The following is an 18,467-nucleotide window of genomic DNA, read 5'->3' on the forward strand; positions in this document are numbered from 1 at the left end:
GAGTTCGACCATGGTCTAACGGTTGCGTAAAATTCGCAGCGCACCCTCAAAATCGCTGCGGGACGGCTGTTGCGGTCTTGGCGGGCCTGCAACATTGGGAGACGCGCGCATGGTGATGCCGACCGCGCGCCTGCATGGACGCGAAGCCGGTGTCCGGGCTGGTCAGGGGCTTGGATGCAGGCTGAGGCGGCTCAGGCCGCCATGCGACTGCCCGACAGCTTCACCAGCAGGGCGGGAACGTCGGCCGCCGGGATCGGCCGACTGAACAGATAGCCCTGGATCTGGTTGCAGCCTTCGGACCGCAATATGTCGAGCTGTTCGCTGCTTTCGACGCCTTCGGCCGTCGTTTCGATCCCCAGCGCGTCCGCCAGCGTCGTGATGGCGCGGATGATGGCGGTGGCGCCCTTGTTGGCGAGCAGGTCGACGATGAAGCTGCGATCGATCTTGAGCTTGTCGAAGGGGAAGCTGCGCAAATAGCTGAGCGAGGAATAGCCGGTGCCGAAATCATCGAGCGCAACCCGTACGCCCAGGACTTTGAGGGAGTGGAGCGAGGCGAGGGTCGCCTCTACATTGTCGATGAACAGGCTTTCGGTGATCTCCAACTCCAGCCGCTGCGGCTCCAGGCCGGATCGCGCCAGCGCCTGGAGCACGATGCTGTTGAGCGTCGAGCTGCGGAACTGGACCGGGGACACATTCACCGCCACGCGAATGTCGTCGCCCCAGCTCATGGCGATCCGGCAGGCTTCGTGCAGCGCCCATTCGCCGATCGGGATGATCAGGCCGGTTTCTTCCGCCAGCGGGATGAAGTCGATCGGCGATACCATGCCGCGCACCGGATGGTTCCAGCGCATCAGCGCCTCGAACGCGGTCACGCGGTTCTGCGACAGGCCAAAGAGGGGCTGGAAATGCAGCTCCAATTCGCCATTGCGCAGCGCGTCGTGCAGATCGACCTCCATCGCGCGGCGGGCCTGCGCTTCGGCGTCCATGGCGTTTTCGAAGAAGCGATGGCTGCCCTTGCCGTCGTGCTTCGCGCGGTAGAGGGCGAGGTCGGCATTTTTGAGCAGCGAGGTCGCATCCTGCCCGTCCTGGGGTGCCAGCGCGATGCCGACGCTGCCGCCGGTGACGATGCGATGGCCATTGACGGTGAAGGGGCGAGTTAGCGCCTGGACGATCGCGCGGCCGGTCTGGTCGGCGGCACCGCTGCCGTCCTGAACGATGACCGCGAATTCGTCACCACCCAGCCGGGCGACGAAACCCTGTGGGCAGGTTTCGGCCAGCCGCGTTGCGACTTCGCACAAAAGGGCGTCGCCGGTCGGATGACCCAGCGTGTCGTTGACCGCCTTGAAATTGTCTAGGTCAAGACAGAAGAGCGCAAAGTCCACGCCGCCGTGGCGGTGCAGCGCCAGCGCTATCTGTTCGCGCAGCAGGGTGCGATTGGCGAGGCCGGTCAGCGAATCATGGAAGGCCATATGCGCGATCTGGCGCTCGCGCTCCTCGACTGCGGTGACCATGCGGTTGAAGCTGCGCGCGAGACGGCCGATCTCGTCGCGGGTTTCCACTTCCACCTGCGCATGTTCGCCGGCGCTGACCTTGCGGGCGGCAGCTTCCAGCGCGATGATCGGCCGCGCCAGCCGACGCGATGCGGCAAAGGCACCGGCGATCGCCAGCAGCAGGCCGAGCGCGCCGAAACCCAATAAGGCCCACAGGATAGGCGCATAGCCTTGCAACGCGCGGGTGAGGCTATATTCCAGCACCAGCCGTTGCGGTGCCGCCTCCACCAGCGCAGGCACCGGACGCGCCCAACTGAGGATGCGTTCGCCGTCGCGATCGACTTCCTGCACCTGGGTACTACGTCTCGTGGCACCGGTAAGCGGCACGAGTTGTGGATGGAGATCTATCGACGAGAGCTTAGCCAGCTGTCTCAAGTCGGTCGGCCCCATATTGCGCGCGAACACGACCCAGCCCATCAGCATCGGCGCGCGCACCGGCGCGGCGGCGACCATATGGCTTTGCCCGCGCCAGCGCACGATGCCGCGCTCGCGGCCGGCATCCAGCGTATCGAAAAGCTGGGTCTGGTCGTCCACCGACAAGCCGTCGGCCCGGCCTGCGACGACGCCGTCGATGCTTACGAACATGGCATGGTCGATTTTGAATCGGCCTTGCAGGCTTTGGAGCGCCGAGGCGATCGTCGCCGCGTCATTGGTGCCGACCGCCTCGCGAAAGCCGAAGTCGCTGGCCAGCACATTGCCGGCCTGCGTCAACTGGTGGAACTGCATCGCGGCAATTCGGTCGAACAGGGCGCTCCCGACCGTCATTTCGCGGCGGATCTGGCTTTCGGCGTAGGATTCGATCGCCTTGCGCGTGCCATATAGCGACAGCATCGACACTGCGGCGAACAGCGCGCCGTAGAAGAGCGTCATGCGGAATGTGAGCGTCGACTGGAAACGCCAGACGGTGCGCCGCCAGAGCCGCTTTAGAGCAGCGATGCGGATCATCGGCCGCTGCGCAATGTCAGCGGGACGGTCTTGCTGGCCGCGCCGCTGCCTGGAATGGGGACGTTGACGACCATTTCGTTATCTTTCGTCTTGAGCAGCGGATGCCAGATCGTCACCTGCGCCGTGCCCGTTGCCATGCCGGCGAGATGCGCTGAGCCGGCGGCATCGCTCTTGATCGCGAAGGGGGTGTCGACGACCTTGATGAAGCCGCTCATCTGGTCGTGGATGTTGCAGCCCAGCGCTACGGCACCGGTCGAGGTGAAGGTGTAGCTGCGCGTTTCATCCTGGCCGAACAGCTTGATCTCGAACTTGGCCGGTTTCGAGAAGGAATAGACGTGATGGCGCACCTTGTCCTTGTTGGGGAAGCGCACCGTCGTACCGACCGGCACCACCAGCACATGGGGGGCAAAGGCGATATTCTGCTGGACCATGGTGGTGGCCCAGGGAAAACGGATGGGGCCGGGCGGAATGCCGCCGGCGGGGCGCACCGTAACGACGGCGTCCGCGACCGGGCGCCCCGCCGCATCCACCAGCTTTAGGTTGAGATCGCCCGCCAGCGCAGGCGCGGCCAGGCAGGTCAGGGCGAGAGGGGCAAGACGCAGGTAATACATGAAGCGCTCTCCTAATCGCTAAGATTGAAGAAATGTTTAGTGCGAACTGGAGCGAGTTTTTGCAGCGCATGGCCGCCTTGATCGGCAAATCGAATATTAACCACGTGCGGCTATCAGCATGGCATGACCCGATTTTCTTTCTTCGCGCTCGCCGCCCTGACCCTTGCCCTGCCCGCCGGGCAAGCCATGGCCAAACCGCTCCGTAATGGCGGCAAATTGCTGCTGACCAATGGCATCAGCTCGCTGGAGGGCGCAGCCGGTGGCGGCCTGACCCCCTGGGCGGTGATCGCGGGCAATGAGACAGACGAGGGCTTTGGCCTGTCCGCCCATGGCACGATCGTCGAGGTCAAGGATTATGACTATCAGAGCGCTGGCGTCGCCATCGGCATCCGCGACCGGCTGGAGCTGAGCTACACCCATCAGGATTTCAACACGAACGAGATCGGCGCGGCGCTGGGCCTGGGCAAGGATTATGCCTTTTCGCAGGATATCGTCGGTGCCAAGCTGCGCGTCGCGGGCGACCTGGTCTATGATGCATTGCCGGCGATCGCGCTGGGCGTGCAATATAAGAAGAACGGGCAGGGCGACGTCGTGCGGGCGCTGGGCGCGCGCGATGATGAAGGCGTGGATTATTATGCGTCGGTCAGCCGCCTTTTCCTGTCCCGTTCCATCCTTCTGTCCGCCACGGCGCGCCTGACCAAGGCGAACCAGATGGGCCTGCTGGGCTTTGGCGGCGACAAGAATGGCGATTATGGCGTGGAATTCGAAGGATCGGCCGCGTGGCAATTATCGCGCGGGCTGGCCATTGGCGGCGAGTTTCGCAGCAAGCCGAACAATCTGGGCATCGCGCGGGAGGATGACTGGTTCGACGCCTTCGCCGCCCTGTCGCTCAGCCGTCACCTGACCGCGACGGTCGCCTATGCCGATCTTGGCTCGATCGCGACGGTGAAGGGCCAGCGCGGCGTCTTCCTCTCGCTCCAGGCCGCCTTTTAAGGACTATTCCAATGTCGCTGATCCTTTCCCTGCTTCTGCTTCAGGCGGCTCCCCATGCCATGCCCGGCGAGGCGACCGTCGATCCCTATGTCGCCAGCAACGCCAATGCCGGCGCGACGCCCTTCACCGGCGATGCGATGGCCAGAGCCTTTCATGGTCAGGAGGGTATCGGCCGCGTGGTCGATGGCATGGTAACGCGGGCCTATGCCGATCCGGTCATTGGCGAGATTTTCACCAGCCATGACAAGATCCGGTTGAAACGGACGCTGGTCGAGCAATTTTGCTACATCCTAAACGCTGGCTGCTCTTATAGCGGCCGCGACATGGCCAGTTCGCACAAGGATCTGGGCGTGCAGCGCAAGGATATGAACCGGCTGGTCGAGTTGCTGCAACAGGCGATGCGCGAGGAAAAGATCGATTTCCAGGCGCAGAACCGCTTCCTGTCGAAACTGGCGCCGATGCACCATGACGTGGTGGGGCAATAGCAGAGCCGGCCGCGCGCTTGGCCTGAAAGGGAGCTTACGGCGCTTTACCGCAGACGTAGCGCACCAGATGACGGAGTTGCTGGCGCTCGAACATAACGCAGAGCCGGGCACCCGGATCTGCGTTATGTTCGATGCGCCTCCGGCTTAGGCGGCCGGTATCAGTCCTGCCTGGTCGCAAACCAGATGGTGTGGGCGGCGGCTTCGCCGTCGATCACGACCGCCACGTCAACCTCTTCGACATCGAAACGGGCGCGCTCTAGTCTATCGACGAAATCATCGTCGGGATAGGCCGACCATATGGCGAGTACGCCTCGCGGCCGCAGGGCCGCATGGGCCGCGCGCAATCCCCAATTGCAATAGAGGCGCTCATTGGCCAGGTGGATCAACCCGTCAGGCCCGTTGTCGACGTCCAGCAGGATCGCGTCATATCCGACCGTTTCCTTGACGATGGCGTCATGGACATCGCCCATTTTCAGCGTCACCCTGGCATCGGTCAGATAGTCATGGAACAGGTGGGCCAGCGGCCCTTTTGCCCATTCCACGATCGCGGGGAGGAGTTCGGACACCGTGACGGCGGCGGTCGCCGGAAGGGACTTGAGCGCAGCGCCGAGCGTGAAGCCCATGCCCAGCCCGCCGATGAGAATGCGGCTGTCGCTCTGCGTCAGGCGCTCGCATGTCAGGATGGCCAGCGCCTCTTCGGACTGGCGGACCTGGTTGCCCATCAATTCGGTGTCGCGAAACCGGATCGAATAATCGTCGCCGCGGCGCAACAGGCGCAACGTCCCGCCATCGGGAAGATCGGCGGTGTCGACCAGTTCCACCGGAACCGTCGCAACTTCAGCAATGATGGCCAAAAAACATGCCCCCTGATTGGCTTTATGCGCCGTTATTGTGTGGCATATTGTCCGGGTTGGGCCTTGAACGTGTCCCGCGCAAAATTGCGGACGGCTGCCGCCGACTTGAACAGTTCATCCTGCAACTGGGATGTGACGAGCGGATAACCCTGCGAATTATAACGGGTTTCCCGAACGGTGAGCCGAAAATTCCCTTCCTCATCCTTGGTGATCAAAAAGGGGCGAATTTTTTCTCGGCTCATGTACGTTCCTTATAATGTTGGGAGGCCCGCAAGCATATGGCTTGCAGGCCTGTGGTGGTCAGCCCAGCACGGCCGCGACGATCTGTTTCAATTCGCCGCTCGACAGGGTTGCTGCGGCGGGCGTGGCGGAGCGTCCGGCCGACCTGCCATAAGGCAGGCGGAAGGCCGGGCGGCTGGCGTTTTCGGGCATGATATTCATATAAAATCCTGGCGGCCTGGGCCGCGTTCTGTTTGCAGGCGACAGGCGCGGTCTTCCCACAGGGCATGTCGTGGGGATATGATCCCCGGATTGCCGCTTGTCGGTAGAAGTGCGCCCTGCCTCTTCAAGATCAGGCCCGGTTCTTCCGGGCGAGATAGCGCGCGTCGCGCGCAGCTTTACGTTCGGCTTCGGTCAGGACAGGCTTCTCGCGTGCGGCACTGGCCGCTGCGGCTTCGAGGGCCAGCGCCTTTTTGGCGGCCTTCTCTTCTTTAGCCGCTAAAAGGGCGTTCTGACGCTTTTCGCGCGCAGCCGCTTCCTTCGCGAGACGCCGTTCGGCGCGTTCGGCCGCTGCGGCTTCATCGACCGGGGGCTTGTCACGCAGTTGCTCGAGAACCGTCGTCCGGGCGCGCGCGGCCGCAGCGATGCGCTCCTGAAACTGTGGTTCCTTATATCTTTTCATGCAGTAAATTATCCTGTTTTAAGTCCATGCCAGAAGCGGCCGGGCGACCAATGACCGCCCGGCGCACGATCTTCAGGCTGCCTGAAGGTTGACCGCTGAGGTCTTGCCGCGCTGATCCTTTTCCAGATCATAGGTGACGCGCTGGTCCTTTTCGAGCGTGCGCAGGCCGGCGCGCTCGACAGCGGAAATATGAACGAAGGCGTCGTCGCCGCCCGTTTCCGGGGCAATGAAACCATAGCCCTTGTCGGCGTTGAAGAATTTGACGGTTCCGGTGATCATAACGAAGTCTCCTTGTCGCAGGTACACGGGCACACGCGACAATTCGCGCATCCCGGCTTTGAGAGGCAAAAATGGGGACAAAGGAGAGCCGAAGCGGCCCGATATCCGTCAAAACGCGACGTTCAGCGAAATCCGCCTAGCACAGATTGGCCCAATTTCAAAGCGAGCGATCGCCCTGACCGACGGCGATTCATGGAATATACAGCTATATCAAACTGATAAGCATGAATCGTTGGGATGTTCGGCATCGACGGCAGTCAGGTTTTTATGCCATGGAATCGCCAACCGCGCGACGACAGGTCATGTTTCATCGGTCCGCAATTTGACCTTGTTCGGCAGTTTCTTGCCCTTGGTGCGGCGGGAGGGGATTTGCACTGGATTCTTTTTCTTCCATGCCGCCCATGTCATGGGGCCGTCGGGCGTATTGATGATCTCGTCGTCCATCCTCGCAAAACCTTCTGCCGCTGGATTCGTTGCCAGGCGATACCATGGTTGTGGCGTGGCGGGGGTTGGAATGATGGCGGTTGATCGACAGGGATTTTCCGCGCACCACAGGGCGTCCCATCGCCTTACTGCGGTCCGGCTGTCCTAATCACGCCGACGCCGCGCTCCATCGTGATCGCGGTGGCAAAGGGTTGCGACCGCCGTTGCAGCCTTTCAAGGATGCGTGCGCCGGTGGTGCCATCGGCCATATGCGGCACGCCGCGGGCAGCGCCGGTCGCGCTGACGCCCAGATCGACTGGATAGAGGCGGATCTTGGCCAGCTGGCCATCGTGATACTGGCTGACGGCGATGACGGTTTCATAGAGTTTGGGATCGGCAAACTCCTTGGCGTTGCGGGCTGCAAGCGATTCGGGGGTGGTGACGATGCCGGGTGCCACGCCGAACTGGTCGTCCATGTCGGCGGGCACGTCATCGAGGCTGTCGTTCATCATCGCGAAGTTGCCGAGCGAAAGAAGATCGGCTTGCCCCTGTAGATTTCGATCCCGCGCAGCTGATGCGGGCCATGGCCGACATAGGCGTTGGCACCCGCGTCGATCACCTGATGCGCCAGGCCCTGGGCGAAATTCGCAGGGGTCTGGAAGGCATTGCCGGGTTCGTGATTGTGCAGCGAGAAGACGGTGAAATTGCCATTCTGTTTGGCCTGACGGACGGCGAGCAGATTGGCCTTCACGTCCTTCGCATTGAGATCATATTCGATCGTCATCGGCGTGGCGGGATTGGCCGTGGCGCGGAACTCCCGTCCCTTTATCTTCACCGCCGCGTCCGGTTTCGTACCGGCAAGCCGCGCGATGGTCGCCAGGTCCGTGTCCGACACCAGGCCGATTTCCGTGCTGCGGATCGTGTTGGCGCTGGAGCGGCCGGGCGCCTGGCCCAGCGGATCGGCGGCGGGAGTCATGGGGGTGAAGCTGGTCGTTGCCGAGATCAGGCCGACGCGGCCATGCGGGCCGTCATAATAAGACGGCGCGCGGGCGGCGGTCATGGAACGGCCGGTCCCGGCGTGGACCAGATGCGCCTGATCCAGCAGGTCGAGCGTGTCGAGCATCCCCTCCACGCCCCAGTCGGTCGCGTGGTTGTTGGCGTGGCCGACGATATCGACGCCCATCATGGCGACGTCGCCTGGGACGGCCGGATCGGCCAGCATCCAGGTGCCGCCGGATTCCGCTTGGGGCGACCCCTTAAAGGTCTGGAGGTCGAGCGCGGTCGTCTCGAAATTGCCGAAGGTCACGTCCGCGCCCCGCAGGATGCGCGGCATGTCGTGCGAAGATAAATGAGGTCGCCGATCGCAGCGAAGCTGAAGTCGCCAGCGATCGGCGCACAGGCCCCGGCCGCGGATTTCGGTCGCGATCCGGGCAGGCTTGCCGTGCAGCGTGCCGCTGCGCAGATAGGCTGTTTGCGTGACCTGCTGGGCGTCGACGGGGTCCAGATAGCCACGAGCCATCGGGGTTTCGCGATAGGCGTTGACGACCAGCGGCGTGGATATCGAGGCGACCTATACCCTGCCGCTGACCACCTATGGCGCGATTCACTATGACACGATTGGCCGCTACATGACGGTTGGAGCGAAGGTTCGCTTCTGATCTAAGCAGGATGATGGCGGCGCTGGGTCGGCGCCGCCATGAACGCATGAAGGGGACTATGATGAAGCGGTTGGCGTTGAAGGCGATGCTGGCGGGCGCGGCTCTGTCGCTGTCCGTGGGCGGCTTGGCGCAGTCCAGCGCACCGCTTCATTCCCCTGCAGACGCGCAGACACTGGCGGCGATCAAGGCCCGTCCGACGGTCCAATCCGCGCTCGCCGCACTGGAGAGCGAGCATGACCAGTGGGTCGACACCATCGTCTCGCTCACCCAGATTCCAGCGCCGCCCTTTAAGGAAGAGGCGCGCGCCAAGGCCTATGCCGAGCGGTTCAAGGCCGCCGGCCTTGCCGATGTGGAGATTGACGAGGTCGGCAATGTGCTGGGCCTGCGGCGTGGCACCGGCAAGCCGGGCGGCAAGCTGATCGTCGTGTCGGCACATCTCGATACCGTCTTCCCCGAAGGCACCGACGTCACCGTCCGACGGGAGGGCAACAAGCTGTACGCGCCGGGCATAGGCGACGATGTCGCCGGCCTGGCCACCCAGCTTAGCCTGGTCAAGGCGCTGGCGGTTGGTAAGGTCGCGACCCCGATGGACATATTGTTCGTCGGCGATGTCGGCGAGGAAGGGCTGGGTGACCTGCGCGGGATCAAGCATCTGTTTCGCGAGGGGAAATATAAAGGCCGTATCGCCGCTTTCTTTTCGATCGACGACGGGTCGGTCGATGGCCTGACCAACGGTGGCGTCGGCTCCAAACGCTATCGGTTGACCTTCAAGGGGCCGGGCGGCCACAGCTTCGGCGCGTTCGGGCTGGTCAATCCGTTGACGGCAATGAGCCAGGCGATCGTCAATATCTACGGCATTGCCGTCCCCACATCCCCCAAGACCACCTATAGCGCCAGCGTTGTTGGTGGTGGTTCGTCGGTCAACGCGATCCCCAGCGAGGCATGGCTGCAACTGGACATGCGGTCCGAAAGCGCGGCAGAACTGGCGAAGCTGGAGCAGGCGGTCTTGGCGCAGGTCGACCTGGCGGTGGCATCGGAAAATAAGGCGCGATCGATCAAGGATGGCGCGATCAGTGTGGACAAGGCTCTGATCGGCGATCGCCCGGCGGGCATGACCGGCGCCGACACGGCGCTGGTCCGGCAAACCGCCGCCGCCTTCGCGACCGAGGGCGTTGCGGCCAGGCTCAGCTTCAGTTCGACCGACGCGAATGTGCCGATGAACCTGGGCATCCCCGCCATCACGATCCCGCGGGCAGCGACGGGCGGGCGCGGCCATTCCTTGGACGAGTGGATCGATATAAACCCGCGCGAGTCGCTGAAGGTGAAGCGGATGGACCTGCTCGCCATTCTTGCCGCGGCGGGCTTGCGCTAGGCGGCGTCTCAATCTTCTCCAGCCGCCGTCCTCATCTCATTCTTCGTTCGTACCCGACGCTGCGATCAGAAGAGAATGACCGGCTTGATCGCTACGCCGCTCTCCGAATCTCGGAAGGCATCGTTGATGCTTTCAAACGGGTAGAAGCGGATCAGTCTGTCGAAGGGAAATCGCCCCGACTGATGCAGCGCAACCAGTTGTGGGATGAAGGTCTTGGGATCGGCGTCGCCCTCCACGATGCCGCGCACCGCGCGGCCGCCGCTCATCACATGCGACACATCCGCCTGGAACATCGTGCCGGGCGCGGCGGCGCCGACAATCCCGCAAGTGCCGCGGATACCCAGCATCGCAATGGCCTGCTGGATGGCGATCGGCAGGCCCGTACAGTCGATGGCATAATCCACCCCGCCCGGCACGCGGGCGAGGACTTGGGCGACCGGATCTTCGGACCGGCCGTTGATCGTCAATGTCGCCCCCAGTTCGGCCGCCAGCGCCAGGCGATCGTCGTTCAGATCGACCGCGATGATCTCGGCAGCGCCGACCAACTTCGCCGCCATGATCGCGGACAGGCCGACCGATCCGGTGCCCATGACCACGACGGTCTGGCCGGCCTGAACGTCAAGCGCGTTCATCACCGCCCCCGCGCCGGTCAATATGCCGCAGCCGAGCGGTCCGGCGATGCGCAGGTCCAGATCGGCCGGCACGACCACGGCATTGCGTTCGTGGCACATGGCGTGGGTCGCGAAGGAGGATTGGCCGAATATATTGGCGAACACCGGGTCGCCATCGGCCGTTGAGAGGGCGGTGCTGCCGTCGGGGCGGGTGCCAAAGAAATTGCGCGGGAAGAATTCGTGGCAATAGCTGCTGTGGTCCGAACAACAAGTTGGACAGTTGCCACAGCTATTATAGCTCATCACCACAGGATCGCCCGGACGGATGTCGGTCACGCCATCGCCCACCTGTTCGACGATGCCCGCACCTTCATGACCCAGGACCACTGGCTGGGGCACCGGTACGCCCTGCTGCCACATGGTCGCATCGGTATGGCAGACCCCGGTGGCGACCAGCCGCACCAATATTTCGCCCGCGCGGGGCGGTTCGATGGTCAGCGGCCGGATGACCATGGGGCGGTCCGATGCTTCGACGACGGCGGCGCGGATGTCCATCTTTGTCCTCTCTTCATTATCCATATAGTTTATGGGACCGATATCAAATGTCGTTCCAATGTCCAAGTGCGGGATGCGGCGAAATCATTTTTTCTCTGGCTCAGGGGCGGAATATGACGGTAAAAAGCCAAATAGGGCCTGTATGCAGGACATTTTCATGGGCAGCGCAAATGTCATTCTTTGGGTGCAGGGGGATTGCCTTGATCAAACACATTCGCTAATGTGACCGATATCACGATAAAGCGGATGGCAAATCCGAGAGTGTTGGGAGGATGGGAATATGAATCTTCATTTGGTATCTCGCTTCAAATACGGGCTTCTGGGTAGCGTCGCGCTGTGCGCCTTGCCCCATGTCGCGATGGCGCAGGACGCCGCGCCGCAGCCCCAGCAGGCAGCGGTCGATGACGCGGCAACCGCCGACATCGTCGTCACCGGATCGCGCATCGCCCGTTCGGGCTTCAATGCGCCCACGCCCGTCACCGTGGTCGGCGGCGAGCGGCTGGAGCAGCGCGCCATCACCAATGTCGGCGACGCGCTCAATGAACTACCGTCCTTCCGGCCGCTGGTGACCCCGGCGACGCAGCAGGCGGTGGGCGGCAATATCGGTGCGCGCGTGCTTGACCTGCGCGGCCTGGGGGCCACCCGGACGCTGGTGCTGCTCGACGGCAAGCGTTTCGTGCCGTCGACCACGCAGGGCACGATCGACGTCAACCTGATCCCCAGTTCGCTGGTGTCGCGTACCGAAGTCGTGACTGGCGGCGCGTCGGCGGCCTATGGGTCGGACGCGGTGGCCGGCGTCGTCAACTTCATCCTCGACCGCAATCTGACGGGCCTGAAAGGATCGATCCAGGCGGGCATATCCGACCGCGGCGATTATGCCGGGCAGAATGCGCAACTCGCCTGGGGCACGAAGTTCGCCGACGACAAGGGCCATTTCATGATCGCGGGCGAATATGACCGGTCGGACGGGATGGGCGATTGCTACACCCGCGACTGGTGCCCGCGCGAACAGCTGATCGGCAACAGCCCGGCGGGGTCGGGCGGCCTGCCCGCCAGCATCCGTGGCGGCCCGGCCGGCACCGGCAATATCTCGTCCGGTGGCCTGATCGTCGCCAATGGAGGGCCGCTGCGGGGTCTGGCGTTCAACGCGGACGGCACGACGCATGCGTATGATTTCGGCACCATCTACGGCACCAACCCGTCGCCGCTCTTTACGCAAGGCGGTGAGGAATCGGTGCGCAACGGCTTCCTCGACGGCATATTGCTGATCCCGCCGGTCAAGCGCTTCGTGGCCTATAGCCAGGCCTCCTATGAATTTTCCGATGCATTGAAGGCCAATCTGGACCTGTCCTATGCCCGGTCGCAGGGCATGGTGATCGGATCGGTTGCCCGCACGACGCAGACGATCCAGCGCAACAATGCCTATCTGCCGGACGGCGTCGCGGCGATCATGGACGCGAACGCCATCACCTCCTTCACCCTGGGCCGCGCGCTGATGGACCTGGGCGGATCGGTCAACCATAGCGATAACAAGACCTATCGCGCCGTACTGTCATTGGAAGGCAAGATCAGCGATAACTGGCGCTGGGACGCCTATTATCAATATGGCCGCAATAAATTCCGCCAGGATTATAGCGGCAACGTCGTCGGGTCGCGCGTCACCAACGCCGCCAATGCGGTGAATGTGAACGGCCAGGTGGTATGCGGCATCAATGCCGACGCCAGCGCCGCGAATGACGATAGCAGCTGCGTGCCGATCAACCTGTTCGGCCCCGGCAATATCTCGCCACAAGCCGCCGCCTATATCGCGCCGTCGGGTTATCAGACCACCGACACCACCGAACATGTGGTCGCGGCCAACATCAATGGCGCGGTCTTCGCGCTGCCGGGCGGCGACTTCTCGATCGCGGTGGGCGGCGAATATCGCAGCGACAAGGCGGTCGGCACCGCTGACGCCCTGTCCACCGCCAACGCCTTCTGGTCGTTCAACGGCAAAGCGGTGAATGGCAGCATCCGGGTCGCCGAAGCCTATCTAGAGGCGCAGGCGCCAATCCTGAGGGACGTCGCCTTCGCCCAGACGCTGGAACTGAACGGCGCGGTCCGTCGCACCCATTATCGCCGCTCCAGCCCCGGCCTCGACACCACCAGCGTCAATGCGACCACCTGGAAGCTGGGCGGCATCTATGCGCCGATCGAGGAAGTGCGTTTCCGCGTCACCCGGTCGCGCGACATCCGCGCGCCCAACCTGACCGAACTTTTCGGTCCGGTGACGCTAGGCCGCACGACGATCGTCGATCCGCTCAACAATGGCGCGCAGATTCAGGTGAACAGCTTCTCTGGCGCCAACCAGCAACTGTCGCCGGAAAAGGCCGATACCTGGACGGCGGGCGTGGTGCTGGCACCCAAGGGTTTCCTGCGCAACGTCCGCTTCTCGGTCGATTATTATGACATCGACCTGCAAGGCGCGATTTCGACGCTGGGCGCGCAGGTGTTGGTCGATCGCTGTGCGGGCGGGCAGACATCGCTGTGCGACTTCGTACAGCGTGATGCGTCCGGCACGCTCACCAGCGTCAGCGACGTGCTCCAGAATGTCAGCCAGGTGCGCAATCGCGGCATCGATTTCGAGGCGACCTATCGCACCAATGTCGGTTCGCTCGGTAGCCTGGACTTCCGCCTGCTGGCGACCCGATACCTGAAGCTGGAGATTGGCGGCATCGACCGGACTGGCCAGACCGGCTATCGTCCCGGCACCACCACGGGCGTTCCTGACTGGATCGTGGATGGCACGGTCGTCTGGGATCTGGGTAGCGTCGCTCTTAACCTGCACGGCAAATATATCCCCAAGGGTGTGTTCGACACGACCTTGGTCGGCCCGGAGGATGATGGCTATTCGCCCGGCCTGCCGAATAGCGTCAACAGCAACCGCGTTGCGGGCCGCTTCTACCTCGACTTGGGCGCCACGGTGAAGGTGAACGATCAGTTCGAGCTGTTCGGCGTGGTTAACAATCTGCTGGATAAAGACCCGCCGCTCGCCGCCAGCGCGCAAGGGGGCACCAACCAGGTCTATTTCGATCCGATCGGCCGTTATTTCAAGGTCGGCGCGCGCGTTCGCATGTAACTGATTCAACTAAGGAAACTGGCAAGCACATGGCAAAGAAGACTCTGCAACAACTGCTCGAAACCAGCGACAAATGCATCGTCGCCCCCTGCGTCTACGACTGTGCGTCAGCGCGGGCGGTGGAGATGGTCGGTTTCGAGGCGATGATGCTGTCGGGCGGCGAAGTGTCGATCGCGATGAACGGCGTGATCGACTATGGCTTCAACAACCTGACCGATGTGGAATGGATCACAAGCCGCATCAGCCAGACGTCGCCCATTCCGCTGGCCGCCGATATCGAGGATGGCTTTGGCGGGCCGCTGGCCGTCTATCGCAGCGCCCGACGCATGGCGATGGCGGGCGCGACCGCGCTGCAACTGGAGGATGCCGACGATATGGAGGAATCCACCGGCCTGCTGCCGCGCGAACGCTATCTGGAAAAGGTGCGGGCGGCGCTCGCGGCGCTGGAGGGCACCAACTGCTTTCTGATCGCGCGCACCAACGCCGACCCGGAAACGCAGATGGACGAAGGGTGCGAGCGGATGCGGCTGGCGCATGAGTTGGGCGCGAAGATGACCACGGTGGTCAAGATCGGCACGCTGGAACATGCCCAATATGTGTCGTCCAAGGTCCCGGGGTGGAAGATGTTCCCCGATGTGCGCAACGTCAACGGCAAGCCCGCGGTCACGGTGGACCAGATCCATCCCCTCGGCTTCAACATGATGACGATGCATTATACGCTCAAAGCCGCGATGGACGGGATGCTGGAACATGGCATCAAAAACTTCGCGCAGCAGGGTTGTGACTATACCTGCGAGAAGGTCGATGCGACCGGCATCATGGGCATGAGCGCCACGCCTTTGTTCGATCCGCAAAGCTATATGGAATTGGAAGGCCGTTTTTCCGGCCGCGCCAAGGAATATACGATCGTCGGCAACCATGTCGAAAGCTTCCCCGACGGTTTCGTCCGTTCCTCGATCGACGATCGCCTCTGAGAAAGGGTTAGCCTCTCCCCCCTGAAAAGCCCGGTCGTCTGCACGCGGCCGGGCTTTCTTTTTATGGGCGGGGCGAGAAAAACGACGTTAGCGGGCTGATAAGGACAAAATGTTCGGAACCGACGTCCGACTGGCTGGTTTATGCTGTACCGAACGCGATCATCTTTGCCCCCCGCTCGATCCGTTCGGCTCCCTATCGAGGCCCCGCTGTCCCCCCGGCGGGGCCTCATTTATTGGGGCCTGAACGGGCCGATGGGCGGCGGGACTCTCGCGACGCTGAGCAAAGCTCTAGTTCACCGGCGGACATTTCAGGCATCGTCATGCTGAACATGTCCAGGGTGACGACGCTTAAATGTACCTTCTGGTCGCTTTTACCCCGTCGATCCCGCCAGCCTTAGCGCGCGATAGGGGCGCAGAGCCAGCAGGAGCAGCACGCACATGATCGGGGCGGCGCAGCCGACGACGATGGCGAGGGAGTAGCGGATGTCGGTGGGGGCGGTGAAGAGATGGTCGGTCATGAAGCCGATCACCACCGGGCCGATGCCGATGCCGACCAGCGAGATCACCATGATGTAGAGCGCGGTCACCTGGCCACGCGCGCGGTTAGGCAGGATGAGTTGCAGCGCGGTGCCGGCGCAGGGAACGGGCATACAGCTTAAGAACATGGCGGGCGCGATCAGCGCCAGCGCCGCCCAAGCGTTCGGCATCAGCGGGGCGAGCGTGCCGAAGACACCGCAGGCGAGGAAGCCGAAGGCGGCGACGCGCAGATGGGCGTCGACATGGCCGGCGCGGGTCAGCCGGTCGCTGAGCCAGCCGGCAAAATAGGTGCCGCCCGTGCCGCAGATCATCATGATGAGGCCAAAGCCGATGCCGACCTCAGCCGGGGTCCAGCCATAGACGCGGGAGAACAGAGCGGGGGTCCAGACATTATAGGCGAAGTTCACCACCGTCACCATCGAGAAGCCCGCGAACATCAAAGTCAGCGCGCGGCGGCGGGCGCGGATGACGGCGAGAACTTCGGGGATGGTGAGCGGCGTCTTGCCGCCGGGGCCGCGTCGTTCCGGTTCCTTCATGAAGAATAGCGCCGGGGCCAGCAGCAGGCCTGGCGCGCCGACGATCAGGAAGGCGGCCTGCCAGGGTTCCAGGCCAAAGGGCAGGCCGGACAGGGTCCAGCGCTCGGCGAGCCATTGCAGCAGCTTGCCGCCCGCCATGAAGGCAAGGCCGATGCCGAAGGGGGCGCTTAGGAAAAAGACGCTGACGGCGCGGCCGAGCTTTTCGGATGGGAACAGGTCGCTGAGCAACGACAGCCCGCTGGGCGTCACGCTGGCTTCGCCGCAGCCGACCGCGACGCGCGAGAGGAAGAGTTGCGAGAAGCTGCGCGCCAACCCCGACCCCATTGAGGCGAGGCTGAAGAAAAAGAGAGAGATGCCCAGCACGATGCGTCGTTCGTAGCGATCGGCGAGACGGCCCAAGGGTACAGCGCCCAGCGTGTAGAAGATGCCGAAGGCGACCCCCTGCAACAGCGCGAAGCTTGTGTCGTCGAGGCCGAATTCCGCCTTCACCGGCTCGACCGTCAGGTTGAGCACGACCCGGTCGAACTGCGAGGCGATCGAGGCGAGCGAGAGCAGCAGCGCCACGGTCCAGGCGCGGCGCGCGTCTGGCCAGGGGCGCTGGTCGGCGTCTGCTTCGGGGACAGGGATGTCCGGCTGGGTCATCAGGGCCATGTTCATCCTCTTGTGGTACGGGCTGGCGACGGCAGCCTCTTTATGAATGGTGCAGTGCGGCTTCGATCAGGCGGACTTGTTCGGCGACCGGCAGAGTCCCGTCGAGGATCAGCGCCCGCTCGTCCGCATCCGGCAGTTCAAGCGTGGCGAGTTGGCTGTCGAGCAACGATGTCGGCATGAAATGGTCGGGCCGCTGACCCACGCGCCGTTCCAGATCGGCGCGCGACAGATGCGGCAGGGCGAATAATATGTCGCCAACCTGCTGCCGGATGAGGTCGCGATAGCAGCGTTTAAGCGCGGAGCAGGCGGCGACTGCGCCGCCCTTCGACCCGGTGAGGGCGATGGCGACGTTGCGCAGGAACAGCTGGCGCGCGGCATCGTCCAACGGGATGCCGGCGGTCATGCGTGCGACATTTTCGGGCGGATGGCAGAGGTCGCCTTCAACGAAGGTCCAGCCGAGATGCTGCGCCAGCGCGTGCGCCAGGGTCGATTTGCCGCAGCCGGCCACCCCCATCACCACGACCGCGCGAGTCATGTCGACCGCTCTCCGTCCAGGTCGAACAGGCGCATATAGGCGGCGCTGTCGGCCGCGCCGAGACCGCCGGCCACGGCCATGCGGTGCAGGTCGGCGATCAGTGAGGTGACCGGCAGCGGCGTGCGGGTTGCGAGAGCAGAGGCCTGCACCGTTTCCAGATCTTTCAGCATATTGTCGATCCGACCGGTGTGCGAATAGTCGCGCCGGGCCATTTTCGCCATATATTCCTGTAGGATGCGGCTATCCCCCCGGCCGCCTGCGAGTGCCGCGGGGATGAGGGTGGCATCGACGCCATGCGCTTCGGCGAAGCGCACGGCTTCGGCCACGGCCATGAAATAATTGGCGCAGAGGATCTGGTTGATGAGCTTGACCGTCTGGCCTGCGCCGGGTGCGCCGAAGCGGGTGATGTTGGTGGACAGCAGCTCCAGCACCGGTCGCGCGCGATCGACATCCTCCGTCGCGCCGCCGACCATCAGGGTCAACTTGCCCTGCGTGGCGGCCGGCGCGCCGCCCGACAGGGGCGCATCGACCCAGCCCATGCCGGTTTCGTCGCGTAGCCGCTGCGCCATGCTGGCGGTGTGGCCGGCGTCGATGCTGGACATGTCGATCAGCAGTTTGGCCGCGTCCGGCGCTTGCGCAACGCCATCGGGGCCGAATACCGCCTGTTCCACGATGGCGGCGCTGTTGAGGCTGATGATGATATGGCTCGCGCTGGCCGTGGCCTCGCGTGCGCTGGCAGCGGCGGTGGCGCCGCGCGCGACCAGCGGGGCCATCTGCGCGGGATCGCGGTCGTAGAGGTGGAGGCTGACCCCGCTATCCAGCAGGCGACCGGCGATCGCCGATCCCATCACGCCCACACCGATGACCGCGATCTGCATA

Annotated in this window: 19 protein-coding genes; 5 read left to right on the plus strand and 14 right to left on the minus strand. The window is 63.6% G+C overall.

The genetic code is table 11. The features are described from left to right. Positions 1 to 191: 191 nt before the first annotated feature. Together HHL08_RS00290 and HHL08_RS00295 are read right to left on the minus strand one after the other, a co-directional pair. Complete coding sequence (locus tag HHL08_RS00290; protein WP_235954502.1) at positions 192 to 2,495, minus strand: putative bifunctional diguanylate cyclase/phosphodiesterase; 2,304 nt, start codon at positions 2,493 to 2,495, stop codon at positions 192 to 194. Further along, positions 2,492 to 3,106: a methylamine utilization protein gene (locus tag HHL08_RS00295; protein ID WP_169570414.1), complete on the minus strand. Its 615-nt coding sequence runs from the start codon at positions 3,104 to 3,106 to the stop codon at positions 2,492 to 2,494. Before HHL08_RS00295 ends, HHL08_RS00290 begins: the two co-directional genes overlap by 4 nt. 123 nt (positions 3,107 to 3,229) lie before the next feature. On the opposite strand from HHL08_RS00295, the gene HHL08_RS00300 reads away from it, so the two are divergent. Both HHL08_RS00300 and HHL08_RS00305 read left to right on the plus strand, forming a co-directional pair. Further along, positions 3,230 to 4,099, plus strand: coding sequence for a DUF3034 family protein (locus HHL08_RS00300; protein ID WP_169570416.1), 870 nt, complete (start codon positions 3,230 to 3,232; stop codon positions 4,097 to 4,099). 11 nt (positions 4,100 to 4,110) lie between these two features. Further along, positions 4,111 to 4,584: a group I truncated hemoglobin gene (locus HHL08_RS00305; protein ID WP_206377617.1), complete on the plus strand. Its 474-nt coding sequence runs from the start codon at positions 4,111 to 4,113 to the stop codon at positions 4,582 to 4,584. A gap of 158 nt (positions 4,585 to 4,742) precedes the next feature. Here the strand turns inward: HHL08_RS00305 and HHL08_RS00310 are convergent, their stop codons facing one another. The 8 genes from HHL08_RS00310 to HHL08_RS00340 form a co-directional block, all read right to left on the minus strand. Next, a complete protein-coding gene (locus tag HHL08_RS00310; RefSeq protein WP_206377618.1) occupies positions 4,743 to 5,438 on the minus strand; it encodes a polyamine aminopropyltransferase in 696 nt (231 codons plus the stop codon). Positions 5,439 to 5,470: 32 nt separating this feature from the next. After that, a complete protein-coding gene (locus HHL08_RS00315; protein ID WP_169570417.1) occupies positions 5,471 to 5,680 on the minus strand; it encodes a hypothetical protein in 210 nt (69 codons plus the stop codon). Positions 5,681 to 5,738: 58 nt separating this feature from the next. Then, entirely contained in the window at positions 5,739 to 5,879 is a 141-nt protein-coding gene (locus tag HHL08_RS00320; RefSeq protein WP_169570419.1) for a hypothetical protein, read from the minus strand. Positions 5,880 to 6,009: 130 nt separating this feature from the next. After that, complete coding sequence (locus HHL08_RS00325) at positions 6,010 to 6,339, minus strand: DUF6481 family protein (RefSeq protein WP_169570421.1); 330 nt, start codon at positions 6,337 to 6,339, stop codon at positions 6,010 to 6,012. A 72-nt stretch (positions 6,340 to 6,411) separates the two neighbouring features. Further along, a complete protein-coding gene (locus HHL08_RS00330) occupies positions 6,412 to 6,618 on the minus strand; it encodes a cold-shock protein (RefSeq protein ID WP_169570423.1) in 207 nt (68 codons plus the stop codon). 300 nt (positions 6,619 to 6,918) lie between these two features. Continuing rightward, on the minus strand, positions 6,919 to 7,062 hold the full coding sequence (locus HHL08_RS00335; RefSeq protein ID WP_169570425.1) for a hypothetical protein: 144 nt from the start codon (positions 7,060 to 7,062) through the stop codon (positions 6,919 to 6,921). 125 nt (positions 7,063 to 7,187) lie between these two features. Continuing rightward, entirely contained in the window at positions 7,188 to 7,550 is a 363-nt protein-coding gene (locus tag HHL08_RS25455) for a hypothetical protein (protein WP_235954503.1), read from the minus strand. Further along, positions 7,550 to 8,560: a CapA family protein gene (locus tag HHL08_RS00340; protein ID WP_235954504.1), complete on the minus strand. Its 1,011-nt coding sequence runs from the start codon at positions 8,558 to 8,560 to the stop codon at positions 7,550 to 7,552. Before HHL08_RS00340 ends, HHL08_RS25455 begins: the two co-directional genes overlap by 1 nt. Before the next feature lie 185 nt (positions 8,561 to 8,745). Between HHL08_RS00340 and HHL08_RS00345 the strand changes: the two genes are divergently transcribed. Then, a complete protein-coding gene (locus HHL08_RS00345; RefSeq protein ID WP_235954505.1) occupies positions 8,746 to 10,071 on the plus strand; it encodes a M20/M25/M40 family metallo-hydrolase in 1,326 nt (441 codons plus the stop codon). A gap of 65 nt (positions 10,072 to 10,136) precedes the next feature. Here HHL08_RS00345 and HHL08_RS00350 read toward each other — a convergent pair whose 3' ends face one another. Next, complete coding sequence (locus HHL08_RS00350) at positions 10,137 to 11,261, minus strand: NAD(P)-dependent alcohol dehydrogenase (protein WP_235954506.1); 1,125 nt, start codon at positions 11,259 to 11,261, stop codon at positions 10,137 to 10,139. Positions 11,262 to 11,517: 256 nt separating this feature from the next. Here HHL08_RS00350 and HHL08_RS00355 point away from each other — a divergent pair, with 256 nt between their 5' ends. Continuing rightward, positions 11,518 to 14,355 (plus strand): TonB-dependent receptor, encoded by a 2,838-nt coding sequence (locus HHL08_RS00355; protein WP_169570426.1) that lies wholly within the window; start codon positions 11,518 to 11,520, stop codon positions 14,353 to 14,355. 29 nt (positions 14,356 to 14,384) lie between these two features. Beyond that, entirely contained in the window at positions 14,385 to 15,329 is a 945-nt protein-coding gene (locus HHL08_RS00360) for an isocitrate lyase/PEP mutase family protein (protein ID WP_169570428.1), read from the plus strand. 371 nt (positions 15,330 to 15,700) lie between these two features. Here the strand turns inward: HHL08_RS00360 and HHL08_RS00365 are convergent, their stop codons facing one another. From HHL08_RS00365 to HHL08_RS00375, 3 genes are read right to left on the minus strand one after another with little or no spacing between them, the layout of a single operon-like run. Continuing rightward, a complete protein-coding gene (locus tag HHL08_RS00365) occupies positions 15,701 to 17,053 on the minus strand; it encodes a spinster family MFS transporter (RefSeq protein ID WP_169570430.1) in 1,353 nt (450 codons plus the stop codon). Positions 17,054 to 17,093: 40 nt separating this feature from the next. Continuing rightward, positions 17,094 to 17,588: a gluconokinase gene (locus HHL08_RS00370; RefSeq protein ID WP_169570432.1), complete on the minus strand. Its 495-nt coding sequence runs from the start codon at positions 17,586 to 17,588 to the stop codon at positions 17,094 to 17,096. Then, positions 17,585 to 18,466 (minus strand): NAD(P)-dependent oxidoreductase, encoded by an 882-nt coding sequence (locus tag HHL08_RS00375; RefSeq protein ID WP_169570434.1) that lies wholly within the window; start codon positions 18,464 to 18,466, stop codon positions 17,585 to 17,587. The genes HHL08_RS00370 and HHL08_RS00375 overlap by 4 nt, the downstream gene beginning before the upstream one ends. Position 18,467: the final 1 nt, after the last annotated feature.

Origin of the sequence: Sphingobium psychrophilum (assembly GCF_012927105.1) — a bacterium.
Lineage (GTDB): Bacteria > Pseudomonadota > Alphaproteobacteria > Sphingomonadales > Sphingomonadaceae > Sphingobium > Sphingobium psychrophilum.